Here is a 25,803-nt window from a genome sequence, read left to right as displayed (position 1 = left end):
GTAAAGAAATCATGAAGAAAGGAATTTGGTGTAAAACAGAGTATTCTATACATAAAGTACGTAAAGTTAAAACTGTACACTAAATTTTATCCGTATATGGTGTTTGCATGAATTTTCAATAGTCCGGTACACTACTATAAGTGAACTAAACCCGGATATATTTTCGGGAGAAGGAGGACGGCATGGCTATTATAGAGGTGAAAAAGCTAACCAAAGTATTCGGTCATGATGCGGGAAAGGCGATTCCATTATTAGAGCAAGGGTGGTCGAAGGAAAAGATCGCTCAGGAATTAAAGTTGACGGTCGGAGTCAACAAAGCCGAATTCAGCATTGAAGAAGGAGAAATATTCGTCATTATGGGATTGTCCGGCAGCGGTAAGTCAACGTTGGTTCGTTTGTTGAACCGTTTGATTGAGCCTACAGGGGGACAAGTCCTTTTTAAAGGAAAAGACGTTGTGAAAATGAACCCGGAGGAGCTTCGGCAATTTCGGCGCAAGAACATCGGCATGGTGTTTCAGAAGTTCGCATTGTTTCCACACCGGACGGTATTGGAGAATGCGGAATACGGACTTGAGGTTCAGGGCGTAGATAAAAAGAAGAGAACTGAACGGGCCATGGAGGCATTGCATCTAGTGGGTCTAAAGGGATGGGAGAACCATCGCCCAGATCAACTCAGCGGAGGGATGCAGCAGCGTGTGGGACTAGCAAGAGGACTTGCTAATGACCCAGATATCCTGCTCATGGACGAAGCTTTTAGTGCACTAGATCCGCTGATCCGTAAAGACATGCAGCAGGAGCTGCTGGAATTGCAGTCCAGAGTGAAGAAGACGATTGTGTTCATCACTCATGATCTAGACGAAGCCCTGCGGATTGGTGATCGGATTGCATTGATGAAAGACGGTGTTATCGTGCAGATTGGTACACCGGAAGAGATTCTCATTCAACCTGCCAATAAATATGTAGAGCGGTTCGTGGAGGATGTGGACTTGTCCAAGGTGCTAACAGCAGCTCATGTGATGCGGCAACCGGAAACGGTTAGACCTGAGCGTGGACCTCGGGTAGCACTTCAATTAATGCGTGATAGCGGCATATTCAGCTTGTATGTGGTAGACAAAGAAAACAAGCTCTTGGGTGTTATTACAGCTGAGGACGCAGCACAGGCACTAAAGGATAATAAATCCATCCTAGAGGTTACACGGCGGGAGATCCCTCGTGTATATCCAGAAACACTGCTCAATGATTTCTTTGAACTAATATCTGAGACACATTTGCCTGTAGCCGTCGTAGATGAAGCGGATAAATTAAAAGGCATTGTGATTAAGGGAGCCGTTCTTTCCGCACTCGCGGGTAACGCGGTACCGGAAGGAGAAGGATCTTAATGGACATTCCAAAACTGCCTTTAGGAAAGGCCCTCGAGTGGTTGGAAAACTGGCTAACTACGTATTGTGGCCCCTTGTTTGACTTTATCGCTACAATAATCGGTGGAATGGTTTCTGCAATTGAAGGTGCGCTGACCTTCCTGCCTGCATTAGTGCTTATCGTACTTATTGCAGCTTTGTCTTATTGGATTGGGAAATGGCGCATGGCTTTATTTGCGGTAATCGGACTGCTCTTAATCGATAATCTCGGATTATGGGGACCTTCGATGCAATCTTTAGCCCTTGTTCTAACCGCCTCGATATTGGCTGTAGTAATCGGCGTACCGATTGGTATTTTGTGTGCGCAGAGAAATGCGGTTAGAAATACAGTTACGCCTATTTTGGACTTTATGCAGACGATGCCGGCATTTGTGTATTTATTGCCAGCGGTATCTTTTTTCTCACTTGGGGTAGTTCCAGGTGTAATTGCATCGATCATCTTTGCGATTCCACCGACAATTCGTTTGACCAATCTCGGTATTCGTCAAGTTTCAGAGGAGTTAGTTGAAGCAGCCGATGCTTTCGGTTCAACACCAACTCAGAAGCTGGTTAAATTGCAGCTGCCGATCGCACTGCCAACGATTATGGCAGGCGTCAATCAGACGATTATGTTATCACTCTCGATGGTTGTCATCTCATCTATGATCGGTGCGCAAGGTGTAGGTGCCTATGTATACCGCGCGGTATCGCAGGCTAAGACAGGAGATGGGTTCGAGGCGGGGATTGCTATCGTTATTATAGCTATTCTACTCGACCGTTTAACGCAGAACGCACTAAAACCAAAACAGAGATAGGGGTTTTAAATAGATATGAAGAAAAAAAATATAGGTATATTCCTGTTAGTGATTATGATGATTACTGTTATTGCCGGATGTTCATCCACTAGTAAAGAAAAAGTGAAATTGGCATATGTGGCATGGGATTCCGAAATTGCGAGTACTTATGTTGTTAAAGAAGTACTTGAAACTAAGCTTGGAGCTACCGTTGAAATGCTACAGGTAGATGCAGGCCCAATGTGGGCAGGGGTTGCTGATGGTAGTGCGGATGCTATGGTCGCAGCTTGGTTACCAAGCACGCATGCAGCTTATTTAGAGAAGTATGGTTCGAAAATCGAAGATTTAGGTGCTAATTTGAACGGAACTAAAGTTGGTTTAGCGGTTCCAGCGTACATGGATATTAATTCTATTGAAGACTTGAAGAACAGTGACCTGGCAGGTAAATTGAGCAATCGAATTATCGGAATTGAGCCTGGTGCTGGTATTATGACGACGACTGAAAAGGCTATTGCGGAATATGGTCTTAGTGAATATACGCTTCTAGAAAGTTCATCGGCAGCGATGGCTCAGGAGCTGCAAAAAGCCTATGACAACAACGAGCCTATCGTTGTAACGGGTTGGACACCACACTGGATGTTCGCCAATATGGACCTGAAATATCTGGAAGATCCAAAAGGTGTATATGGTGCGGATGAGCAAATCCATACGATGGTTCGTCAAGGTCTGAAAGAAGACATGCCGAATGTCTATAAGTTCTTGGATCAATTCGAGTGGACAGCAGAAGACATGGCGAAAGTAATGGTTGAGGTTCAAGGTGGGAAGTCACCAGAAGAAGCTGCTAAAACTTGGGTAGAAAACAACCCGGATAAAGTGAATGCGTGGATTCAAGGTGTAGAATTGTAAGTAGATAGAATTCTGTGGTATGATGTGAAGAATCAATGGATTACAAAAGTGTAACTTGTACGCTAACCACTGTTCTTTACAAATGCACTTCATAAGCAAAATCATTCAATAAAACACCCCGGAAGGGGTGTTTTTCTTGGGAATATAAGCAAAGTATTCAAAGGAATATCTATACTTTGCATATATTTTAATGCTCACACTTATGCTTTAGCGAAGTAAATCAGGAGGCAGCTGCTGCAAGGAGTCAAGAGAGGAGACTGCTTCATGACAGAGACCATAAATACCTGGATAGATTGGCTGCTGCAAACGCTTGGCCTTAGTGGACCCTCTATTTTATTTGTGACGATTCCATTGGCGCTGTTGCAGAGTATATTAGGATTTTTTCCGTTCGTAATTTTGATTGTCCTCCATGTGTCTGTATTTAACGTTATTGGAGGTATGATAATTAGTTGGCTGGCTTGTAATCTGGGTGGAATACTGATGTACTTCCTCATTCGACGATACCTTTACAATTGGTTTGATCGAAAATGGAGGTCCAAGCTGAAAAGGTATGACAAATGGCAGCGTTACTTGGACCGATATGGAATTTGGACGCTGGTCCTTCTACGTACGATTCCCATTATTCCGAACAATGTAATCAATTTTATGTCCGCTGTTTCACCGATAAAAGCATCATCTTTTATTTGGGGAACCGTGCTTGGAAATCTGTCCTACATTTGGCTATTCGGTACGATCGGCTCAAGCTTAATTGTCCCTAGAGAAGAATGGAATGGATATATTACTTGGTATGCCGTGTTTATCGCTATTCTAATCGGTATCTTTATACGGCGGCACTGGGACCATCTACAGGAAGATAAACGGAGTAGAATGCACTAATATTAATTGATCATTTAATAAATGAAGAACGTTTCTTTGGCATTATCCGCCGGAGGGAACGTTCTTCTTTTTTGTCTTCTTTCCGAATACCTTAAACTAAGTGGAGGTGGCTTGACCTCTACGTAAGGTGGGAGGGACTATCGCAATGGGGAGATTAAGAAAATGGGGGAACCGAGGGCTAAGATTACCTGATCTAGGTCAGCTTCGGCTGCCAAAAATAAATGGGGGCGGGACGCCGAGGTTCTCTGGAAGAAGCTCCGCGTTCAAGTCAAAACCTAGTAGGGCAGCGGCAAGACCACAGAGTGCACGCTTTGAAGCTAAGCGAAGTAGAAGTCATATGAGATCATCCAGTAGGGCAGAGAGAAAGATGACCGTTTCCGGCGGAAACACGCGTAAGCCAAGAAGCCGGCGCAAATTTTGGTTGATTGCATCGTTGGTATTAATTGTGCTTGTGCTACAAGCACTGCGATACGTGGAACTGCACATGAAGCCACCTATCTTGCATTTAGCGCAAATTCGTGTGAAGCAAATCGCAACAGAGTCGATAAATAAAGCGATTACTTCACAAGTTGCGAACGGAGGAAATGCGGAGGAACTAATTGATTGGAAGACCGATAAGAACGGGAAAATATCAGGCTTTATGTTGAACTATGCGGAGCATATGCGTATTACTTCGCAAGCAGCAGAGGTAATCCAGACCACGTTGCAGGATTTGCATAATCAGACAGAATATATTCCGCTCGGTCAGGCACTAGGTAGTCCTCTCATCGCCTCTTATGGACCTGATATCCCGATCAAGATTGAACCGCAAGGTGCTGTTAAGGTTGAACTCAGCACTCGCCAGCAAAATGCCGGAATTAATATGATTTTAGTTGAGGTCTATATCCATATTGTTACGGAGGTAGCGGTGGTTATTCCTTTTGACATGGAACCCCAAGTAGTGGATACGGAAATTCCTGTGTCATATTTGATGGTCGTCGGAGACGTGCCTATGTATTACTACGATAATCAGGGTCAGCCTGTCGGAGCTAATGGCAGCAGTGCCCCGGGAATTGCTATTCCTGCACCATCTGTAAGTGGAGATAAAAATGGAGTATCAGATCAGAGCAAGGATACCCCTGGGAATAGCCAAGAGGATAGCAATTCATCACCAGCCGCACCCAATTCTTCGAATACAGGCGCAGCTCATACAGAAGAAGGCGGCAAAGGTGTAAATGGAGGGAATTAAGGGATATCGTGCTTAACCACTCATAGACTATAGGTAGAGTTGCTTTAAATAAATGGAGCGTGAGTCCTAATGTCACATGAATCGCTGAATATGGAACGCTTGGCAGGGAGATATGGTTTCCTTGAACGTGCCGGACTTCTACCCTTGCCTAGTGAAGATGGGATTTCTATTGTAGTTGAGCTTAGCCGTATGGAATGTGCCAGGGTCTGTTTACCCCTGCTGCTGCGTCACTCGGGAGTGGCTGTGCGCATTATTGCTGTTTCAATGACGCCCGATTTCCCCATGGAGGTATTAGCAAGACAGTTCTCGCCAGAGGAACCGGTGCTCTTCCTACCCTATGAGAAGGAGGAGTATATGCCCAACCTAGCTCTGGCCCATATCGAGACCACCTTTGCTGTTCTGCTTGAAGATTCGATTATGATATCGCCTGGCTGGTTAAGCGAGTTAATGTGGGCTTCCTTTGATGATGCTTCCGTTAGAGTCATTGCTCCGCGTTCTTCTACCGAGAGGGGAGAAGGGAAGAAACGGCTTCACTTTGGTACTCATCATGAATTAGCTGAGCATGTAAGCTACAGTCTTGGGCGGTATCAAGGCGAATGGCGCGAGGTGGAAGTGCTAACCGGATCTTGTCTTCTATTCACTAAGGAATTGATTCAGCGAAATGGCGGCTTTGACACCTCGCTTCAAGCGCGGCATCTCATGATAGCTGACTGGTGTCTCCGAGCGCGGCAGATTGGAGCGAAACTGGCACTGAGTGAAGCTGTGTATGTTCATGCTATTCAGTCACTGGATAGATACCTGAGAACGAAGGACGAATCCAAACAGACGAATGGCTGGCAGACATACTACAAGAAATGGGCACTTGAAAGCGGGATAGAGAACGAAGGACTTTTAGTACCGCCTACTGAATTCTTAAAATTTCCACAGCCGGTTATACCATTGGGCAGGATACCCCTAGCTTCTCCGTTGGTAACGGCCATAGTGTATTGTGATGAAGCTTGGGATTGTGATGAGCTGAAGGAGCAATGGATAGCTGCACGCGAGCAGCAGAGCTACAAGTATATTCGCTGGATTTGGATCAGAGATACTTTGCTGGACGCTGCTCCTGAGTTTCCGGTTAGCGAACATGATGTAGTGATAACGGTTCATGGTGAGGATGGATGGTTACGGGCGTTAAAGAACGCATCTGCATTATATGAGAGTGATATCATTCTGTATTTGTCCACTTCTATCCAATATGAGAAACATTATATTGAGCGGGTGGTGAAGGCCATAACCCAAGGCTCCGCTGATCTGATCGTAAGTTTATCGACTGAAATGGAGGAAGCGGGGGTTCATTTACTTGCAGGGGGAGATTCAGCGCTCACTCTACCTCTTGAAAGTATTGCTTACAAAGGAGGGATCGTGCCTGGGATGATTAGCAATAGGAAGTTTACTTCCCGTCAATTGCTGCTTCACCCTAATGCCTCTCTGGTAATAGGCTATATTGGGGATTTGTCCGATTCCAAGGAGGCACACCCATGAAATATTTAATTCTAAGCGGAGGTTCTTGGGAGGACTACGAATATAAAAGATTGCTAGAGCTTCTTCCCAACCGGGAAGGGGTCTGCTTTGCTGGACGAATGACCAGTGAGCAGCAGACTAACAATCAGATTAGGGCAGTTGCGGCTGCAGATATTTATTCTTTGAACATGAAGCAATACACGATTCTTGTCTCTTCTCCTTATTGGCTTTCAGAGGTTCTCTCCTTGCAGGCAGCTTATGTAGTGGCTCTGCTAGAACGTTGTCCGGAAGAAGAAAAGAAGTGGTTATGGGATAAATACAGCGGTTTGCTTGGCGCAAAGGCTGACCTTGTAGCCACCCGATCTGAACGGATATATCTAGAGCAGAGCTTACGCAGGGAAGGTGTGCTCTATCTCGGCGGAGATCAGCAGGAATCCTATGGAGCTACCTTTCAGGGAGATCGGCTGTATTTTCTTACGGATTATGAGGTACTGTGGAGGAAGGCCATAGTGAACTTGTGGCAGGATTCAACGATATCACCTGCTGATTGGGTTACTATACAGCTTGAGTTGCGGACGGACTATTACATTTCCATGTGTGCTAAGCTGCCTAGTCAACCTGTTGTACATTACTTGGCAGCTTCTTATCTGTACTTGTTGGGGGATTCCGTAGCAAACTGCTATCTGGCGCAATCCTTTGAGCTCATGGTGCTGTATGAATATTTAGATTGCCTTCATTCACATTTTCGCTTTTTTTCGGCTATAGAGGGTAAGACTGGGGATTTGGAAACAGCTGTTCAACAATATACGATTACGGCATTTACAGCTGAGGAGAAGCGGGATGCGGAAAGACTGCGGGGCTGGCTTCACTCCGGGCAGTACGAACTTGTCCGGGCAGAGCTGTTTCGCTTGAATGAGGATGAAGCTGCGGCAGTACGAATTCTGAGTTCGCTCACTACCTCAGAGGCGAAGCTGTTATTGATTCAGAATTATATTCGGACCTTCCAATGGGAGAAAGCGCTAGAGCTTCAGCAAGATTTGGAGGGGAGTGTTGATGGGACTATAGAAGGCACAATACACTTGCTCCATGGCAGGCGACATGAGGCTATACGCAGCTTCTTGAATGCGGCAGGGCAAGACATTCAGGCGTGGCCGCTTTTATCAGAGATGGCAGATCTAGAAGAGGCGGTAAAACGATTGAAAAGGAGAGTGGAGGGATGAGTAGTCATAGATGGCCTCTCCGCAAAACAGCAGGTAACCGCTTGACCGCTATGATGCAGGTTCGAAACGAAGCTGGAAGGTATCTGGAGCAGGTACTTGAAGAACTGAGTGAGTTCGTGGATGATATTGTAGTTGTTGATGATGGAAGTACAGATCATACGGCACAGTTATGTCGTTCTTTTGCCAAGGTTACGAAGCTTGTGACACTGGAGACCTCCTTGTTTAATCGTGAGTGGGAGCTAAGGCAGACGTTATGGGATTTGGCGGTATCTACGAATCCGGATTGGCTCCTGTCTGTAGACGCTGATGAGTTCTATGAAGAGGCAGCTAAACGGGAGATGAGACGGCTGATTGATCAGGATGTGTATGACTGGGTATCTTTCCGGCTATTTGATTTCTGGGGTGGTACCACCCATTATCGTGAAGATGAACATTGGAATATCCATACGAAGCATACTCGTACACTTGTCCGATATTTGCCGAATTTTCATTATTTCTTCCCGAAAATGGATCATCATGTTCCTAGGCTGCCGCTTTCTTACTCTGTATTACCGGGTTTTCTTGCCGAACTGCGGGTGAAGCATTATGGATGGGCGGTTCCGCCGGAAGAGCTTCGACTTAAATATTCGCGTTATATGGAGCTTGATCCAGAGGGGCGCTGGGGGAGTCTGGAGCAGTACCAGTCCATTCTAGATGAGCAGCCCCATTTGATCGAATGGAAAGAATAGCTCTGAAATCCGAATCTGCCAGTCGGTTAGGTCTGACTGGCAGATCTGACGAGCAGCCCCCATGGGATTTGAACTGAGGAAATCCCATGGGGATAAGCTTTTGCCGCGAGTATGAGCTTGTAGTATGAGAGACCGACTGCAGCGGTAGTTCCCCCGATTCTGCGCAAAGCCATTTCATCTGATTGAGCGATCTTTGGAGTTTCACCACAGGAGCAAGCTATTGCCACATATAATAGCCATTCGGCACAGTCCGTCGAGGCATTATAATGAGGGGTTTGACTGAGATAGATGGAACACCACTGTTTCTTTACGGGGATAGGAGCCTCAAGCAATCCATAGTATAAGGGCTGCGGCAGCTTGCACCACTGGAATAAAGAGCCCTCTGATTGTCTATAAAGCGATAATACACTATCCCAAGCACCGACCTGAAGCAGCAATTGCATAGCGTAGCTCAGATCAGGAAGAGCAGGCTTAATGTCAGAACGACCTGTTAAGATATGATGAATTGTTAGCATCCCCGGTCTGTATGGCGATATGGAGATAAGCCACTTCATGGCTGATTCAGTATCTCCAGCACGGCAAGACAAAGCCCAGAGATAGCCGAGTATAGATGAACGTTCGGAGAGAATAGATGGATTATGAAGCAGCTGCTCAAGCGGTGCTAGGGTGTGTTCCCCCTCTTGCTGCTGAGTACAATCAAGGAAAGCCTGCACAATGGTTTGAACGGCTAACGGTAGCTGCGAAGCAAAAGAGAGAGTGACCAGCCATTCAAAGTCACGAGCATTGAGCGCCGCGGGCACAAGATAGCCTAAGGTAATTGGTGAGAGAGCGTGGATATGGCAGCGGGTCAATGCGATCATACTTAACCTCTCTCCGGATAGCAGGCTTAGTGGGACAAGCTGTTTCCACGCATCCGTATAATCTGGTTTGAATTGTATAGCATCCTCGTAGTGTTCCCGCGCGTTTGGATATAGAAATAACTTCTCGCATACTCTGCCCGCTAGTAGTTCTGTTCGATACGTTCCACTTCCCGAAGAAGATGGATATGGATGTGCTGTATCTCCGCTCTTCAGTGCTTGCTGCAAGAAGTGTCTAGCTTGTCTAAGCTGTCCTTGTTCGAGCAACAAAGCAGCATAGCCCTCTAATAAATCAGTGAAATCAGGAAACAATAAGCTCCCCGCATGAAAGACTTCCTCAGATTCCTGCTGCCTGTTACATCGTTGTAAGGCATAGGCAGTCTTTAGATAAATATCGGAGGCATACCCGGATTGGGTTGGAACATCAGCGAGTAATGGAAGAAGTACATCTGCCGCTGCATGATATTGTTCCTGTTGATAATGCTCTACCCCTAGTGCATAACGAAGGATTAGATGGTTCGGTTGAAGCTGCAGACCACTATTGATGAGAGCTAAATTGCGCTGGTATTTATTTTTGTGCTGTAGTTCATCCTCTAAATAACCGTAGTGATAAATACGCAATTCAGCGTAAGCGATCTCCCCCGCAGGAAGCTCCCAAATGCTGCTGGCCGTCTCCTCATGAATGATTCCACGAAAGATGATTCTTTTATCGTTTCTGAACAAGCGGCAGACATGATCGGTAACAAAATCCGCTTCAGGGGCGTCACCGATATAGTGGATAATGGGTAGCCAATATCCGTGAATATGCGCTGCGTCCAGCAGGTGCTGGAGCTGCTCCCTCCTCCAATGATCTACAGCCTCATCGGCATCAAGTACTAGAATCCAAGAGGAAGTTGCATGCTTCAGACTTAGGTTTCGTGCTTTCGAGAAATCATTCTCCCAAGTCATATCGATGATCTTTGCACCGAACTTAGTTGCTATGTCTATGCTATTATCCTCAGACCCGGTATCCACAATGATGATTTCTGATACGATTCCTTGCACAGAAGACAGGCATTTCTCCAGGTGGTTCGCCTCATTCTTAATGATCATACAAAGTGTGATATCGGGTGTGGTCATAGGAAACGTCCCTCCTATTCTGAAACTTTGGGAAGCGGAAGAGCTAGGCGTACTCTTTTGACCGCTGGTGAATAGGTAGCAGAAGAGGATAATGAAGCAAGCAGACGATCCGCAAACATAATCTGTGAACGCCCCTGCTCAGATGCTTGATTAAATGCCACTTCTATAGAAATGGGCTGCTCTGTGGCATTTATCAGCTGTGCGGCTGCTTCATTACATCCCTCACTCTGTAATAATTCTAGGAGAATCCTGTTCTTAGTCACTGTGTAGTCTGGCAGATGAGCGTGGAACCAACCGTAAATCTCACTCTCACGACCTGCACATTTCAGGGCTCGTAGTAGCCGGGCAATGACGGGAGTAGGTTCGGGATGAAGCTGTGCGGTTTTGGTGTAACAAGCAATGGCTTCGGTCTCATCACCCATCTCTTCACATAATTGACCCAGCATATAATAGGTTAAATATGAACCGAATCCAGCCTCAGTATGGTAGCCGGGAGGAGCAGCTCCGATGACCAGCGCTTGTAGCAACGATACTTTGGCTTCTGCAAAGGCACCTAATTGTAAGAGTAGAGCCCCTTTGATATGAGCTAAGTCTGGGTAATCCGGATGTGAGCTAATCCCACGGTCACAAGCTGCAAGCGCCCCAGGATAATCTTTTAATTCTGCAAGCGAGCGAATTTCATATTTGTGCAGCAGGTGGATGTAACTTGTATCAGGCGGTGCCTCTTCTAGTGATTGTTGGATATGTTTTAGAGCAGGTTGATACTCCCCCAGACGCATATACTCAACAGCCATATTAAAATGGTGGAAAGGATCTTTAGGATTTAACCTTAGCTGCTCTTTCAGCAGCTCGACATTTCGTTTGATTTTATCTTTCTTGACGACTACCCCTTCTGCGTAACCATAATGATGGATGACTACAGTGGTCAAATGCATCGGTGCCTGAGGTGTAGCTGTTATGATAGCCTCAGCGATCTGTTCGTGAATAATACCGCTAAACCGGTACTTAGGGCGATTACGAAACATCCGAATAATCGGATTGACGGTGATCGTCTGTGAAGCGGGGGTTAGCCCTTTATGATTATGAATGCGTAGGAAAAATGCCTCGTACTCCATATGCTCGGCACATAGCAGTAATTCTCCCTTGCTCTCCTCACTTAATTCCTCATCTCCATCTAGAACAAGAATCCATTGTCCATGGGCCTGCTGGAGACCTGCGTTGCGGGCAGCAGCAAAGTCGCCGCTCCAAGGGTGTTGTATGATTTTGGCCCCGAAGCTTAGGGCAATTTGAACCGTGGCGTCGTTGGATCCAGTATCGACTACAATGATCTCATCGACGACTCCGCGTACGCTTTTTAAACATTGGCTCAAGCTATCTCCTTCGTTCTTAACGATCATGCATAAGGAAATTAGTGGCTTTCTTCTTGAGTGGTTCATAGGGATGACCTCCCTTCGCTCTGACGGAAGCTCCACTGAGTGTGCCAAGATGTACGATTTAGCAAGGTAATGGATTTACGGATAGCTCCGATATCCTCCTGCAAGGGGCCATGAGCATGGGCATCCTTTAAACTTTGTAGAGCATCTTCCATACTCAGCTTCGCTTGCTGAAGATAACAGAGGGATAAGCCGATTCTTGCGGATTCATGCTCAGGCTCTTGTTCCAGCGCTTGCTGAAACCATTCACTGGCTTCGGAATAATGCCCTTTGTCAAAGATCATCTCACCAATATAAAAAAGCACGCTTGCATCGGCGATCTTATCACGAACAAGTACAATAAATTCCTCTCCTGCGGCCTGCCAATTCCCTTCTTTATATAATGCTGTGGCAAATTCAGATCGATAAGCAGGGAACAAGTCCACTAAAGTATGACTAAGTGTGAGCTGATGCAGCTTTACGGATTGCCCGATGAGGTCGGAAAGGAATGAGGAATATATGTGATCTACCTCTATTTCTACCGGACATGCCACTCGTTGGCGTTGGGATCGCTCAATGTATTCCAGTCCAGAACGAAGTTCACCTGATATATGGTTGAGCAAGTCCTTTTTAAATTCTCCATATCGTTCCCATTGGCAAATGGCCCAAAGAGTATACCACTGCTTTTGATGCTCTAAACCAAGGTGATCTTGGGAAGCCAGTGAGGTCATCTGCCCTATAGCTGTACTCGCGTCTTCTAGCTTGCCGGTGATGATGAGTGATGAGATGATTCTACATGCAGTATCCAATTCCAATGGAAAAATATCTCGGGATAAGGTAGTTATGGTCTCATAAGCGTTTATCTCATATAAACTGTCAATGATCGCGGATCTACTGATTGAGGTAGTTGGGGGAACGAGTTGGATTAGTAAAGTTGCGATTTCCTCATCAGGGACAGCTAAGCGTTGAAAAGCAGCAGCAATCCCCTGCAAGGCGGGCGTATATAAAGAATGGTGTTGAAGTGCACGATGAAAAAATCTCGCAGCATCCTCAAGAAGACCAAGCCGCTGTGAGATTAAACCCATCCGGTATAGGGGGCGAAAGGTACTCATTCCTTGTTCACATACATATTTTCCGCTAAGCACCTCATGCTCAGGAATGGACTCTGCATGTTGATAAGCTAATAGCGCACGTTCCAAAAGGCCTTGGCTCTCCAAAGATTGCCCTAACAAAAAATGCAAATCAGGATAGTCGCCATAACGTTCCAGTTCAATCATCAGCAAGGGGTCAATCGCATTCATTTTTCCTTGAGCATGATAAATTTTACAGAGATCCCTAATCATCGTAGGACGATAGGAGGCTTCGAGTACTACATGGTGAAGGCCTTGACGAAGCAACGTCTCAGCTTCCAGAAGACGACCGTCCTGACAGAAGTTTACTGCTAAATTATAGGAGTGGAAAGGATCATCCGGATATTCGGTTAAAGCGAGGTGCAGCAGGTGTCTATTTCGATTGATTTTATCTTTTCGTGTCATGATTTCAGGTAAATATCCAAAGTGTATAATCTCAAGTTGACTGTGCTCAATCGCCGAGAGGTTATGTTTGCTAAGGATTGAAGTGTCAATTCCCTCATGAATTCTTCCACTATATTGATAACCCTGTCCATTTCGGAATAAGCGGACTGCACTGTGTTTTACCTTATCTTCAGGTCGTACGCCAACCCAATTATCAATGTTTACTGTAAAAGCCTGAGCTTGTGTGTTCTGCAGAAGGCTGCGGATTTCTGTAAGTGGGGTCTGCAAGCACTCATCGGCATCAAGGATAAGAATCCAATTTGTTGAGGCATGAACGAGCCCTTCATTACGAACTGCCGCGAAATCGTCTGTCCATTCCCGTTGGAAGACTCTAGCCCCGTACGCTTCGGCAATAGCTATGGATTCGTCGGTAGAGCCCGTATCGATCATCACAATTTCGTCAGCACCAGCTATGCTTGCGAGACAGTGAGGTAGGAGATCAGCTTCATCTTTTACGATGAGGTGGACGCCAAGCGTAATATTATTCACGGTTGTTCCTCCTTGGAAAGCATTATGTGTTTGTTGCACATATGTATAGCTGCTGACACAAGCATAAACGCCTTCGGCGTCCTTATAGTTAAAGAAAAAGCACATGGATATCCATGTACTCTTTCTTGTTACAACATATGATGGTCATTTGGATTACGTGCCCTGAGCATTGAAACTTACATTGATCGTGGATGCAGAGCCAGAATTGGCTGATTGATAGGATAGGCGGGTGTATTTCAGGAATCTGGCTGGCACGATGACATCGATAGAGCCTGCTGCTAAAGGATTATCCCCCGTGGTATCGACGAAATAGTTCGTTCCATCAGCACTGATTTCCACACGTGTGTTGACCGGATTTGCCCCAGTATTGTTAATGAAGAAGGAATACGTTCCCAGTACGCTCGTAGTAACGGCTGGTAGAGGTGTATAGGTATTAGCAGTCGCAATACCTGTAGTGGTCTGTTCTATAAAGCTGCGTTGTGAAATAGAAGTGACACTACTTAGAGTACCAGCTGTGATCGTAGCTCCGAGCACACTAGTAATGGTGCCGTTAAGGATGTTGGTGACTGTACCTGCGGAAGATAGAGTACCAGCTGTGATGGTGGCACCGAGTACGCTGGTGATGGTGCCGTTAAGGATGTTGGTGACTGTACCTGCAGAAGACAAAGTACCAGCAGTAATCGTAGCTCCGAGCACACTAGTGATAGTCCCGTTAAGGATGTTGGTGACTGTACCTGCGGAAGATAGAGTACCAGCTGTGATGGTGGCTCCGAGTACGCTGGTGATGGTGCCGTTTAAGATGTTGGTGACTGTACCTGCTGAGGACAAAGTACCCGCTGTGATGGTGGCTCCGAGCACGTTAGTGATGGTGCCCTCAAGGATGTTAGTAATAGTACCTGCGGAGGACAAAGTACCGGCGGTGATCGTAGCGCCGAGTACGCTGGTGATAGTCCCGTTAAGGATGTTGGTGACTGTACCTGCGGAAGATAGAGTACCAGCTGTGATGGTAGCGCCGAGCACGTTAGTGATGGTGCCCTCAAGGATGTTAGTAATAGTACCTGCGGAGGACAAAGTACCCGCGGTGATCGTAGCGCCGAGCACGCTAGTAATGGTGCCGTTAAGGATGTTTGTAACTGTTCCGGCGGAGGATAACGTACCTGCTGTTATGGTTGCCCCAAGCACACTAGTGATTGTACCGGCAGTAATGGTAGCACCGAGCACGCTGGTAATGGTGCCCTCAAGGATGTTGGTAATAGTACCTGCGGAGGACAAAGTACCGGCAGTAATCGTAGCGCCGAGCACGCTAGTAATAGTCCCGTTAAGGATGTTGGTAACTGTTCCTGCGGAGGACAAAGTACCCGCAGTAATTGTAGCGCCGAGTACGCTAGTAATAGTCCCGTTAAGGATATTGGTAACTGTACCTGCGGAGGACAAAGTACCGGCAGTAATTGTAGCGCCGAGCACGCTAGTAATGGTGCCGTTAAGGATGTTGGTAACTGTACCTGCGGAGGACAAAGTACCCGCAGTAATCGTAGCGCCGAGCACGCTAGTAATGGTGCCGTTAAGGATGTTTGTAACTGTTCCTGCGGAGGACAAAGTACCGGCAGTAATTGTAGCGCCGAGCACGCTAGTAATGGTGCCGTTAAGGATGTTGGTAACTGTACCTGCGGAGGACAAAGTACCCGCGGTGATCGTAGCGCCGAGCACGCTGGAAATGGTGCCGTCAAGGATAATCGTTGTTAGATTTCCGCTTGGATCTGTAGTGAGTGGATGATCAATCAGCGAGGCATCCCGGCCGAATATAAGCGTTCTTAGATTATCAGGATTCGCTTGAAAAGAGCTATAGTTAGGCAAAGTTCCTCGTCCTTTCCTTATAAATGATTGAGTTATACCAAAAGACTGGGCTTGGACGTATACACAATCTTGCTTGCCAATACCTTTTGAATGGCCGTTATGGATTTCATTCACTTCCTACGGGCTTTCTGGAACTCAATCCATGAAAAGGCCCAAACCGTCGTTTGAGCCCTGAGCCTAAAAATAAACCGCAGTCCAATAAGCTGCAAACCGATAGGGACAATCCTTAGCCATTCGAATGGTTTGATATTAATATATGGTGGGAAATAGGGGGTGATTGGGCAGAAAAAGCAATATACGCACATTCCCACAACCTGTTACTGAGTGTGGCATAAAATAGAATAAGCTTAAGTACGGGGAGGATAACTCATGCCGAACGACTCAGTATTCAATCAGAGTAGCCAGCCACTTTTTACAGAACAAGTCAATACGTATGTTGCACCTGGTATAGATTCAGCTCCTGAGGGGGGAGCAGCTAAGGCAGGGTTATTGTTTGGAATCCCATTTACTTCTACGGTAACGACGGCTGCCCCGTTAGTTATTCAGATTAGTAATCCGGGAGGAAGCGGACGTACCTTATATGTATCCCGTGTTACTGCCAGCTCAGCGACGGCGGCGGTTACTTTATCACTACTTCGGAACGCTACGGTCACCGGAACCACCGTTACACCGATTAATTATAATTTTGGCAGTGCGTTAACCAGTGTTATGACAGCAAGAACCTCTACGGCTGCGCCTACTGGAAGTCCGGCTACTCTAGTATCTCTATTGCTGGCGGTCGGTCCGGTCATTGTTGATTTTACTGGACAAATTGTTGTTCCTCCCGGAAATTCCATCACTACCTCCGTAACGATTGCATCGGGGTCATCAGCGGCGACAACGTCTATCAGCTGGTGGGAATATTAGAAACAGGAGGGGATAAATATGCCTAATCAATTTGTATTTAACGACAACGATCAACCGCTTTATGTGGATATGGTGAACACCTTCCAAGCGCCAGATATTAGCGCGCCGCCTGAAATAAGCGCTTCGCAGGCTGCAGTCTTGTATTCAACTAACACATCTGCGTCTAGTTTGGTCGTACTTAGTCTAATATCCGCAATAGCTTCTATTCGGATTAGTAATGCTTCAGGCAGTGGAAAAACTGTTTATATCTCACGTATAAGCGGCAGTATTGGCGGTTCTTCTCTACTATCCGCAATGTCGGGTAGCTTTACAATTGTAAAAGGAGGGACGCTAACTTCACCAGCAACCTTAACGCCAACGAATAATAATTTGGGCAGCTCGGCGACGAGTGCGATGACCGTTCAGTCTTCCACAGCAGCCATTAGCGGGGGAACGACGCTTTTCAATTATCAATTGGCACCGGGGGCTTTCACACAGAACTTTACGGGCAGCATCATTGTACCGCCTGGGACTGCTATTTGTGCTAACGTAACCTCATCCAGCTCCGCCGTAGGTTTAACGATTACCTCAGCGTTGGGTCTTCTTTGGTGGGAACAATAGCGTTCTTGCTGCGAACCATTCACAGAGCTGAACCTTGACATCACTTGGGTTGAGGTTTTACATAAAAGGGTGGAATGTATAGAAAATAAAGGGGATTGGCATTATACAATAAAGTTGCATGTCAGATTGGAATGTGAAAAGAGGGACAATTATGGAAAGTTGTTTATTTATTCATGGCTTTACCGGAGGTGAGCATGAGATCTCTCCCTTGTCCCAGTTTATGGAGCAGCATAATTACCGTTCCAGAACGTTTACCCTGAAAGGGCATGGGGGGAGCAGGAATGATTTATTGCATTCGGATCGACATGATTGGCAACAGAGTGCTGAAGATGAATTGACAGAGCTGTTAAAGACGGATGAAGGTGTTCATCTGATCGGCTTTTCTACCGGTGCCCTTATTGCTTCACATCTTTCTGTACGGTATAAACCCTGGATCAAATCCCTTACTTTATTGTCCACTCCCGTATTTCCGCTGAATCCTGTGGAGATTCTTAAGACTCTTGGGAGCTTTTCCATGCTAAAAACGTATATTAATAAATTCACTTCAACGCCCCCAAGGGCGACGAGAGAGTTTCAACGATTGGTCCGGGAGAGTTTTTCAATCTATCCGCATATTGAGACTCCAACCTTGATCGTGCAGGGTAAGCGAGATCATCTGGTGAAGACTCGAAGCGCTGACTTCCTGCAGCATACGATTCCTACAGCCCAAAAACAGGTGATAATGGTGGATAACAGTGGTCATATGGTTTGTCATTGTGAAGATAAGGACCGGATTATGAATGAAGTACTGCATTTTATTCAGAGTGTAGGAAGCTAAGCATATAAGGTGAATAATGAACCCCAAAGAGCCCCCAATAAGGAGGCTCTTTTTCTTGGGAATTTTAAATTTTATAGCTTGACAACGCATTCACAATCATGGTAATTTTTAGTTGGGAAACCGGTTTCCCTAAAATTATTTGTTTTTTGTGTTAAAGACGTTAAAAACATTAGAGACATCACTGGGTGGGCTTGGTTTTTAATCAAGGAAGTAGGCTTTAGAGTGTTATGAATACGCTTTAATAAGAGAGGGAGATGCACGCAATGAAACGTAGGTTATGGTATGTACCCGTTCTAATTACATCTATTCTTCTTTCTACCGTGATTAATTTGTTTGTCTTAACACCGCAAAAAGCTGAAGCGGCAAGCATCGGCACGATTAATGAAAACGACACTATTTATCAGATTATGGTTGACCGATTTAATGATGGAGATACTTCCAACAATGCTACTGGTGCGGCAATTCGCTATGGAGAAAACTCTGAGGAAGATTTCCGTTATATGAAAGGCGGAGACTGGCAGGGGATTATCGATAAGCTATCATATATTAAAAATATGGGCTATACCGCGATTTGGATTTCCCCAGTGGCTGAGCCACAAATGACTAACCGGGAAAACAACGGTACCGGTAAAAATACAGCCTATCACGGATACAACGTTAAGAACCCTAACGCTGCCAATCCATACTTCGGAACGAAGGAGAAGCTGAAAGAGCTTGTGGATTCCGCACATGCGCTTGGCATCAAAGTAGTGATTGACGTTGTGCCAAACCACGTCGGTGATTATATGCTAGGTTCTCAAGCCTATTATGATATCCCATCATTGCAGCCAGTGGCTCCGTTCAATAATCCAGCATGGTACCACCATAATGGAGATATTAACTGGTCTCTAGCGGATGGAAGATATGACCAGTGGGCGCAGGATTACTTAGAGAATCATGATTTGGGCGGGCTAGATGACATTGATTTTGATGTTCCTGCGGCTAAGCAGGCGATATTCGATTCCATCAAAGGCTGGTTTGATTATACAGGCGCTGACGGTGCACGTGTGGATGCTGCCAAGCTGATGAAGCCAACAGATATTGGTGAGCTACAAAATTATCTGGGTGTTAATACATTTGGCGAGAATTTCGACGGAAATGCTGAATTTGTCTCACGTTGGGTCGGAAACAATAAGGAATGGGGCATGCTCGATTTCCCAATGTTCTTCTCCGTACTTAACAGCTTTGCTTATGGACAGTCTTTTGAGTCCAATATCAAAAGCACCTTGGCACAGGATTCCTACTACAACGGGAATGCCAATCACATGGTTACCTTTATCGACAATCATGACCGCAACCGTTTTCTAACGGAAGCCGGGGGAAGCGTTGATAAGCTGCAGAATGCTTTAACCTTTATTTTTACAGTTCGTGGAACACCGGTTGTCTTCCAAGGAACAGAGCAGAACAAAGGCAATGGCAACAGTCAGATCATGACAGGCGGTATTGCGGATACTTGGAACCGTTGGTCTATGGTGAAACGGGATGCAAGCGGAAACGTGATTGAGAACTATTTTAATGAAAATGCCAGCACCTACAAGCACGTAGCCAAACTTAATGAAATTCGTAAAAATAACCCAGCACTACGTACAGGTACTCAACGTGAAATGTGGGCTGCACAGAACTTATATGCCTTCTCACGTCGTATCGACACTGGAACTAATCAAGGTCAAGAAGCTATCTCTGTATTTAGTAATCAATCTAATGGTTCGCAAACGGTAACCATCCCGCTACGTGCCGAGAGTAGTTTGACCGCAGGAACAGTTTTGTATAATCAGCTGAATACTGCAGATACAGTGACTGTACAATCAGGCGGAGTAACTGGAAAGCAAATTACTGTAACTGTAGGTGCGAATTCAGCCAAAATCTATGCGAAACAACAACAACCATCAGAAACAGTTCCTCCAACCACTCCGACTAATGTAACGGCAACTGTTCAGAATGCATCTAGCGCTTTGATCAGCTGGACGGCTTCTACCGACAACGTAGGCGTAACTGGATATGAAGTTTATCGTAATGGTGTCAAGGTAGGCACAACGGCGACTACATCCTATACGGACAATGGTTTATCCGCTAGCACTACCTATAACTACACGGTAAAAGCATTTGATGCCGCAGGCAATCTATCTCTTCTTAGTGCGATTGCTTCTATTACAACACCAGCAGGGAACAGTGTCACGATTTACTATAAGCAAGGTTATACCTCGCCTTATATTCATTATCGCCCAGTAGGAGGTACATGGACGACATCTCCGGGTGTGGCTATACCTGTATCTGAAGTAGCCGGATACAACAAAATAACGATTAATATCGGTTCCGCCAGCCAGCTTGAAGCATGCTTTAACAACGGCAGTGGCACATGGGACAGTAACGGGGGGAGCAACTATCTATTCGGTACTGGAACCTGGACTTATACGCCAACAGGAAGTATTACATCGGGTGGACCAGTGACACCAACGCCAACACCAACAGTAACACCGACGCCAACATCAACAGTAACACCGACACCGACACCGACACCAACAGTAACACCGACACCAACTCCGACAGTAACCCCAACGCCAACGCCAACGGTAACCCCAACGCCAACGCCAACGCCAACGGTAACCCCAACACCAACGACTACACCGACTGGCAACACTGCAACGATCTATTATAAGAATACGGCTTACAGCAGCTCTTACATTCATTACAAGCTGGATGGGGCGACAGTCTGGACGACGGCTCCTGGTGAACAGCTTCAAGCTTCTTCTTTCCCAGGATATAAGTCGATCACAATTCAGCTGGGCACTGCAGCCGGACTGACCGCAGCCTTTAATAATGGCAGTGGTACATGGGATAACAACGGCAGCAGTAATTACCATTTTGATGATGGAACCTGGAGTCTAGTGAACGGAAGTATCAGCGCAGGGGAACCTCAAGCAGACAGTGTGACGTTTCGTGTAAATGTTCCAGCGTCTACTCCGGCGAGCGGACCTGTGTATCTTACCGGTACCTTCAACAGCTGGAATGCAGCGGATCCAGCCTATCAACTGACTAAAGGTAGTGATGGGGTGTATTCCATCACACTGAGCTTACCAGCAGGAACAGCGGTGCAATATAAAGTTACGCGGGGCGCTTGGACTAATGTAGAGGTAAACTCGAACGGATCGGACATTTCCAATCGAACGCTTACTCCAGCAGGCGGCGCACAAACAGTGAACCTGACCGTGCAGCGTTGGAAAGATCTATAAGTTACTATAAGAGTGGATCAAAATACCTTTCACATGACAAGGAGCGGCCCCCCGTGTGGGGCCGCTCCTTGGTAAGTAGTACGAAGCTTTTTCATTGTAGAAGATACAATAGAAAAGTAGTCCAATTATGAAGTTGCTCCAGAGAATTTAGCTCTCATCGTGGATTCACGAGGAATTAGTTCTGGCTCTAGTAGCAAATGCTTGTGGGGCGCATCATTGCCACGAATGCGCTCCATCAGCAGCTGCCCTGAAGATACACCCAGCTTAAACGTATCGATATTAAGCGAAGTTAAAGGAGGTGTTGTATAACGGGACAGCGGATATTCATCGAAAGCGGCGATGCCGAGTTCAGATGGAACATCAATTCCGAGTGCTTTTGCGGCTTGAAGCACCCCAAAGGCTACATAACTGTTCATACACACCACAGAGTCTGGCCGTTCTTCACGCTGCAAAAGCTCAAGGGCAGCATGATAGCTATCATGTTCATCAGCCTTGCAGTTAATGATCCATTGCTGAGGAACGGTAAGGTCAGCCTGCTGTAATGCGCTTAAGTATCCACCTAGGCGATGTGTATAAATTTTTTCCTGCTGCTGCCCGCCTATGAAGGCTATCTTTGAATAACTTTGTTCGATGAGATGCTCGGTCAGCATGTTGCCGCCTGCTTCATTATCGAAATCAACCCAACTTCCGGGGGGCATAATCTCTCCAATGGAGATGTAAGGAAACTCCAGTTGATTCAGTTCTTCAGATAGCTCTTCAGTCAGCACAGAGTTGTTGGCAATAATACCGTCGACACGTTTACTAAACACAAGCCTATTTAGAAAATGGCCTTCTGGACTGCTATGTTGCACATTGGAAATGGTCAGCTCGTATTTTAAAGGTGCAATTACGCTCTCGATTCCACCAATAATGTTGTAGAAGAATTGGTTCAGAAACTCACTTTCTTTAGACATATCGACCAGTAAGCCAATATTGCAGCTGCTTTGTCTAGCTAACCCAGTAGCGATACTGCTTGGCGTGTAGTTCATTTGCTTCATAATCTCTCGAACCTTTTGTTTCGTTTCCTGTGATATTTTTGGGGAATCATTTAGTACTTTAGATACAGTAGATTTAGCCACATTGGCTGCTTTAGCAATATCAGAAATCGTTACTTTCATCGTCGTCCCTCATAACTTGAAAACGGTATTTGTAACCATAATAACACAAATTTAGCAGTCTCTCTAATGATGTATGAACAGATAGATAGAACGATAAAAGTATAGAAGGAGTCCATAAGTTATGCCTCAATCATGGTTTGTATATCATACAAGTGAAGATCCATTTGCCTATCCTGTAGGTACAGGGACCCTGAAGCTCAGATTATTTACACAAGCTGGACAGCAATTATCCTGTACCGTAATCCACTCGGATCGTTATGATTCTCCGGGGCAAGAAGTTCCTTTGCAGATGGAGCGAATTGGGTCGGCCGGTATTTATGAGATTCACGAAGCAATTATTCAGACCAGCACTAGAAGAAGCAGATATCTATTCCATATAGCGAATGCTGCGGGGCAGTATATCTGGTATGGAGAGAGGGGCGCATCGGAGAATCGGGAGCGTGCAGGTTCTTTTCAATATGCATATCTTCATCATTCTGAGGCTTTGAAGTTACCGTTATGGAGCCAGGATGCGGTGACCTATCAAATTTATCCTAGCAGCTACAATGGTGGAACTCTAAAAGGCATTACGGACAAAATACCTTATCTACAGCAGCTTGGTGTGAACACTATTTACATGACGCCTGTATTTGAGTCTCCTTCCGAGCATAAATATAACACCTCCGATTATTATAAGATCGACCCTGCATTTGGCGATGTAGATGGATTGAAGACGCTAGTCAGTGAGGCACATCGCCATGGAATTAGGGTCATTTTGGATGCCGTGTTTAATCATTCGGGAGATCAATTCTTTGCATTTAAAGATGTGATGGAAAAAGGCGAGCAGTCTCCTTATAAAGATTGGTTCTTTATTCGTTCTTTTCCCGTAACACAGACGCCTGCCCCGAATTATGAGACATTCGCTAAAGCTGAAGCGCATATGCCTAAGCTGAATATGGATCATCCCAAGACGGCAGATTATATGATTGGAGTTGCCAAGTATTGGATTCGTGAAACAGAAATAGACGGCTGGCGTCTTGATGTAGCGAATGAGGTCAACCCGGCTTTTTGGTCCCGGTTTCGGCAAGAGCTCAAGTCTGAATTTCCTGAAATTCTACTCATTGGAGAGATAATGCATGCTTCTGGGCCTTGGCTTAGAGGGGATCAATTCGATGGTGGCATGAATTATGTGCTTCGGGATGCCGTGCTGGAATTTTTTGCAGAGCAGTCAACAGGGCCTGATCGCTTTATGGAGCAAGTACTCCATCAGGAGGCGTTGTATAATGACCAGGCGAATTCGGCTATGTTTCAATTGATTGGCAGTCATGATACGTTGCGTTTTCTTACAGCGTGTAAGGAGGGGGGACGTGGCTGGGACCGCGAGAGTACGGCAATACAGCGCATGAGGTTGGCAGTTTTTTTTCAGATGACTTATATCGGTATTCCGATGATCTATTATGGGGATGAGGTTGGGATGGAAGGAGCTACGGACCCTCACTGTAGAAAAGCTATGGTATGGCAAGAGCAAGCTCAAAATACAGCGCTGCTGAAGTGGTATCAAGAGCTGATTTTCCTAAGAAAAAGCTGTGATATTCTACGAAAAGGTAAGTTTCGTCCTTGGTTCACGGATGAAGTCCGTAATGTCTTCGGTTATACACGGGGAATAGATCAAGAGAAGATAGGTTTAATTATCAATAACTCTCCGAACGCGTACGAGCTTGAGCTTAATGTATATCGTTCGGATAAGAATTTGCTTACCGATTTACTGTCAGGAGCTACTTTTAAAAATAATAACAAGCTTATAGTGAGCATTGAACCGTTTGGATGTTTAATGTTGTACTAAAATAGTATAAGGCCTCTCTTCAAAAGAAGGGGCCTTATTCATCAAGAAACGGGTGTCATCTCCAAAGGATGGCGAAGCCGTTTCTTTTTTAAAATTTAAGAAAGTATAAGATTATCCTTATATTTCTCGCATAAACGCTGACCGTCCTTTAGGGACGCTAAAGGCGTTTTTCCTTGTTTGTAGCACTTTTTTTATTTTTGTTCTTTAAGTCTCTATACTCCTGATTCTCCCATTGTTTTAGCAACGGAAAAGGGTCAAAAGCCCATTCAGTAATCCCTCGGTCACGGTAGATGCCAAAATGTAGATGTGGCGGGAATTTCCCTTGTGTTCCTGGATTTCCGTAACCTGAGCTGCCAACCCAGCCAATGATTTCACCTGGTGAGACGATATCTCCACGAGAAATGGATTTGTTATACCCGGATAAATGGGCGTAATAATGGTAACGGTTCTCGATATCACGAATTCCAATTCTCCAGCCACCGTAGCGGTTCCAGCCTTTAGTTTCCACTAAACCAAAGCAGGTGCTGCGTACTGGCATACCTTGCGGTGCAAAGAGGTCAGTCCCTTCGTGAATACGTGCCCCACCCCAGCTTCTGCCGGTTCCCCAAGTGCTACGATAAGAATAAGAATTACTTAAGGGAAGTGGAAAAGCATTACCTGATAGGTCAAGCCGACCAAAATGTTCATATAGCTTGGCGAACTGAGCTATGCGCTGAGAGGCACGACCATTGTGATAATACTCCCAAATGCCAATGCTGAAATCATTAGCTGAATCACCATATTTCTGCAAGTGTCTAGCCATACTATATAGAACATCAGCATCATTCTCTGGATCGGCGATTCCATCACCTGAGCCATCACGGCCGAAGCCGTTAAAGAAAGTGATGGATTCAGGAGAAGTATCCTCCTGATCCGGGTTGAGTGGACCGGACCATACGGGTGCTGGAATCATGATTCCAGTAAGACGGTTGGTGACGGGTTTGTCTGAGGAACCTTTTTTGGCGATGGTGCGTTCATATTGATCAATGGCTGCGAATCTAAACCAAGGGATTCCAGTGGCTGCACTCAGTTGATCATAAATCCCCCTACGGGCAGACCATATGGATTCTTTGCTAGCATTAACAGAATTGCCGCTGCTTTCCACCGGTTGGACTGTAGCCTGTACTGCAGCTGCTGGAACGGGAAGGCCTAAACCACCCCAAAGGATAGCGGCCGCGGACAGACATAACATAGATCTCCGGTTATTAGTATTCTTAAATAGGGCCAGCAAGATAA

19 protein-coding genes are annotated in these 25,803 nt (G+C 45.8%); 13 read left to right on the top strand and 6 right to left on the bottom strand.

From position 1 onward, the window contains the following. Window positions 1-182: 182 nt before the first annotated feature. The 8 genes from MKX41_RS19980 to MKX41_RS19945 all read left to right on the top strand — a co-directional run bounded on the left by MKX41_RS19980 (window position 183) and on the right by MKX41_RS19945 (window position 8,652). Complete coding sequence (locus MKX41_RS19980; protein ID WP_042191675.1) at window positions 183-1,379, top strand: quaternary amine ABC transporter ATP-binding protein; 1,197 nt, start codon at window positions 183-185, stop codon at window positions 1,377-1,379. Then, a complete protein-coding gene (locus MKX41_RS19975) occupies window positions 1,379-2,212 on the top strand; it encodes an ABC transporter permease (RefSeq protein WP_042191673.1) in 834 nt (277 codons plus the stop codon). Before MKX41_RS19980 ends, MKX41_RS19975 begins: the two co-directional genes overlap by 1 nt. Window positions 2,213-2,227: 15 nt before the next feature. Further along, entirely contained in the window at window positions 2,228-3,097 is an 870-nt protein-coding gene (locus tag MKX41_RS19970) for a glycine betaine ABC transporter substrate-binding protein (RefSeq protein ID WP_042191671.1), read from the top strand. A gap of 264 nt (window positions 3,098-3,361) precedes the next feature. Then, window positions 3,362-3,973: a TVP38/TMEM64 family protein gene (locus MKX41_RS19965; protein ID WP_076285278.1), complete on the top strand. Its 612-nt coding sequence runs from the start codon at window positions 3,362-3,364 to the stop codon at window positions 3,971-3,973. Between the two features lie 145 nt (window positions 3,974-4,118). Beyond that, window positions 4,119-5,201 carry a sporulation protein YunB gene (gene yunB, locus MKX41_RS19960; RefSeq protein ID WP_371915736.1) on the top strand — a complete coding sequence of 361 codons (1,083 nt, stop codon included), beginning with the start codon at window positions 4,119-4,121 and terminating at the stop codon, window positions 5,199-5,201. 69 nt (window positions 5,202-5,270) lie between these two features. After that, window positions 5,271-6,725 carry a hypothetical protein gene (locus tag MKX41_RS19955; protein WP_340972770.1) on the top strand — a complete coding sequence of 485 codons (1,455 nt, stop codon included), beginning with the start codon at window positions 5,271-5,273 and terminating at the stop codon, window positions 6,723-6,725. Further along, on the top strand, window positions 6,722-7,924 hold the full coding sequence (locus MKX41_RS19950) for a hypothetical protein (RefSeq protein WP_340972769.1): 1,203 nt from the start codon (window positions 6,722-6,724) through the stop codon (window positions 7,922-7,924). Before MKX41_RS19955 ends, MKX41_RS19950 begins: the two co-directional genes overlap by 4 nt. Beyond that, window positions 7,921-8,652 (top strand): glycosyltransferase, encoded by a 732-nt coding sequence (locus tag MKX41_RS19945; RefSeq protein ID WP_340972768.1) that lies wholly within the window; start codon window positions 7,921-7,923, stop codon window positions 8,650-8,652. The genes MKX41_RS19950 and MKX41_RS19945 overlap by 4 nt, the downstream gene beginning before the upstream one ends. Before the next feature lie 26 nt (window positions 8,653-8,678). Here MKX41_RS19945 and MKX41_RS19940 read toward each other — a convergent pair whose 3' ends face one another. The 4 genes from MKX41_RS19940 to MKX41_RS19925 all read right to left on the bottom strand — a co-directional run bounded on the left by MKX41_RS19940 (window position 8,679) and on the right by MKX41_RS19925 (window position 15,957). Next, window positions 8,679-10,628 carry a glycosyltransferase gene (locus tag MKX41_RS19940; RefSeq protein WP_340972767.1) on the bottom strand — a complete coding sequence of 650 codons (1,950 nt, stop codon included), beginning with the start codon at window positions 10,626-10,628 and terminating at the stop codon, window positions 8,679-8,681. A gap of 14 nt (window positions 10,629-10,642) precedes the next feature. Beyond that, window positions 10,643-12,064 (bottom strand): tetratricopeptide repeat-containing glycosyltransferase family 2 protein, encoded by a 1,422-nt coding sequence (locus MKX41_RS19935; RefSeq protein ID WP_340972766.1) that lies wholly within the window; start codon window positions 12,062-12,064, stop codon window positions 10,643-10,645. Continuing rightward, a complete protein-coding gene (locus MKX41_RS19930) occupies window positions 12,061-14,103 on the bottom strand; it encodes a glycosyltransferase family 2 protein (protein ID WP_042191656.1) in 2,043 nt (680 codons plus the stop codon). The genes MKX41_RS19935 and MKX41_RS19930 overlap by 4 nt, the downstream gene beginning before the upstream one ends. A 153-nt stretch (window positions 14,104-14,256) precedes the next feature. Continuing rightward, window positions 14,257-15,957, bottom strand: a complete 1,701-nt coding sequence (locus MKX41_RS19925; protein ID WP_340972765.1) for a DUF6385 domain-containing protein — start codon at window positions 15,955-15,957, stop codon at window positions 14,257-14,259. Between the two features lie 369 nt (window positions 15,958-16,326). Here MKX41_RS19925 and MKX41_RS19920 point away from each other — a divergent pair, with 369 nt between their 5' ends. The 4 genes from MKX41_RS19920 (at window position 16,327) to MKX41_RS19905 (ending at window position 21,549) form a co-directional block, all read left to right on the top strand. After that, a complete protein-coding gene (locus MKX41_RS19920) occupies window positions 16,327-16,863 on the top strand; it encodes a hypothetical protein (protein WP_339243436.1) in 537 nt (178 codons plus the stop codon). An 18-nt stretch (window positions 16,864-16,881) separates the two neighbouring features. Next, window positions 16,882-17,463 carry a hypothetical protein gene (locus tag MKX41_RS19915; protein ID WP_042191651.1) on the top strand — a complete coding sequence of 194 codons (582 nt, stop codon included), beginning with the start codon at window positions 16,882-16,884 and terminating at the stop codon, window positions 17,461-17,463. 151 nt (window positions 17,464-17,614) lie between these two features. After that, window positions 17,615-18,280: an alpha/beta hydrolase gene (locus tag MKX41_RS19910; protein WP_042191649.1), complete on the top strand. Its 666-nt coding sequence runs from the start codon at window positions 17,615-17,617 to the stop codon at window positions 18,278-18,280. Window positions 18,281-18,543: 263 nt separating this feature from the next. Next, window positions 18,544-21,549, top strand: coding sequence for a carbohydrate binding domain-containing protein (locus MKX41_RS19905; protein WP_340972764.1), 3,006 nt, complete (start codon window positions 18,544-18,546; stop codon window positions 21,547-21,549). 125 nt (window positions 21,550-21,674) lie between these two features. Here the strand turns inward: MKX41_RS19905 and MKX41_RS19900 are convergent, their stop codons facing one another. Next, a complete protein-coding gene (locus tag MKX41_RS19900) occupies window positions 21,675-22,706 on the bottom strand; it encodes a LacI family DNA-binding transcriptional regulator (protein ID WP_339798512.1) in 1,032 nt (343 codons plus the stop codon). A 121-nt stretch (window positions 22,707-22,827) separates the two neighbouring features. On the opposite strand from MKX41_RS19900, the gene MKX41_RS19895 reads away from it, so the two are divergent. Beyond that, window positions 22,828-24,528 carry an alpha amylase N-terminal ig-like domain-containing protein gene (locus MKX41_RS19895; RefSeq protein ID WP_340972763.1) on the top strand — a complete coding sequence of 567 codons (1,701 nt, stop codon included), beginning with the start codon at window positions 22,828-22,830 and terminating at the stop codon, window positions 24,526-24,528. Between the two features lie 157 nt (window positions 24,529-24,685). On the opposite strand, the gene MKX41_RS19890 is transcribed toward MKX41_RS19895, so the two are convergent. Continuing rightward, window positions 24,686-25,759, bottom strand: coding sequence for a M23 family metallopeptidase (locus tag MKX41_RS19890; RefSeq protein WP_042194496.1), 1,074 nt, complete (start codon window positions 25,757-25,759; stop codon window positions 24,686-24,688). Window positions 25,760-25,803: the final 44 nt, after the last annotated feature.

The organism is Paenibacillus sp. FSL R5-0475, assembly GCF_038004585.1.
GTDB lineage: Bacteria > Bacillota > Bacilli > Paenibacillales > Paenibacillaceae > Paenibacillus_AQ.
Note: the sequence above shows the minus strand (reverse complement) of the source record. Positions and strands in the feature narration are given on the sequence as shown.

Coding starts and splice junctions, on each gene's coding strand:
- MKX41_RS19980 (WP_042191675.1), top strand. CDS start 183: ATGGCTATTATAGAGGTGAAAAAGCTAACCAAAGTATTCGGTCATGAT.
- MKX41_RS19975 (WP_042191673.1), top strand. CDS start 1,379: ATGGACATTCCAAAACTGCCTTTAGGAAAGGCCCTCGAGTGGTTGGAA.
- MKX41_RS19970 (WP_042191671.1), top strand. CDS start 2,228: ATGAAGAAAAAAAATATAGGTATATTCCTGTTAGTGATTATGATGATT.
- MKX41_RS19965 (WP_076285278.1), top strand. CDS start 3,362: ATGACAGAGACCATAAATACCTGGATAGATTGGCTGCTGCAAACGCTT.
- yunB (WP_371915736.1), top strand. CDS start 4,119: ATGGGGAGATTAAGAAAATGGGGGAACCGAGGGCTAAGATTACCTGAT.
- MKX41_RS19955 (WP_340972770.1), top strand. CDS start 5,271: ATGTCACATGAATCGCTGAATATGGAACGCTTGGCAGGGAGATATGGT.
- MKX41_RS19950 (WP_340972769.1), top strand. CDS start 6,722: ATGAAATATTTAATTCTAAGCGGAGGTTCTTGGGAGGACTACGAATAT.
- MKX41_RS19945 (WP_340972768.1), top strand. CDS start 7,921: ATGAGTAGTCATAGATGGCCTCTCCGCAAAACAGCAGGTAACCGCTTG.
- MKX41_RS19940 (WP_340972767.1), bottom strand. CDS start 10,628: ATGACCACACCCGATATCACACTTTGTATGATCATTAAGAATGAGGCG.
- MKX41_RS19935 (WP_340972766.1), bottom strand. CDS start 12,064: ATGAACCACTCAAGAAGAAAGCCACTAATTTCCTTATGCATGATCGTT.
- MKX41_RS19920 (WP_339243436.1), top strand. CDS start 16,327: ATGCCGAACGACTCAGTATTCAATCAGAGTAGCCAGCCACTTTTTACA.
- MKX41_RS19915 (WP_042191651.1), top strand. CDS start 16,882: ATGCCTAATCAATTTGTATTTAACGACAACGATCAACCGCTTTATGTG.
- MKX41_RS19910 (WP_042191649.1), top strand. CDS start 17,615: ATGGAAAGTTGTTTATTTATTCATGGCTTTACCGGAGGTGAGCATGAG.
- MKX41_RS19905 (WP_340972764.1), top strand. CDS start 18,544: ATGAAACGTAGGTTATGGTATGTACCCGTTCTAATTACATCTATTCTT.
- MKX41_RS19900 (WP_339798512.1), bottom strand. CDS start 22,706: ATGAAAGTAACGATTTCTGATATTGCTAAAGCAGCCAATGTGGCTAAA.
- MKX41_RS19895 (WP_340972763.1), top strand. CDS start 22,828: ATGCCTCAATCATGGTTTGTATATCATACAAGTGAAGATCCATTTGCC.
- MKX41_RS19890 (WP_042194496.1), bottom strand. CDS start 25,759: ATGTTATGTCTGTCCGCGGCCGCTATCCTTTGGGGTGGTTTAGGCCTT.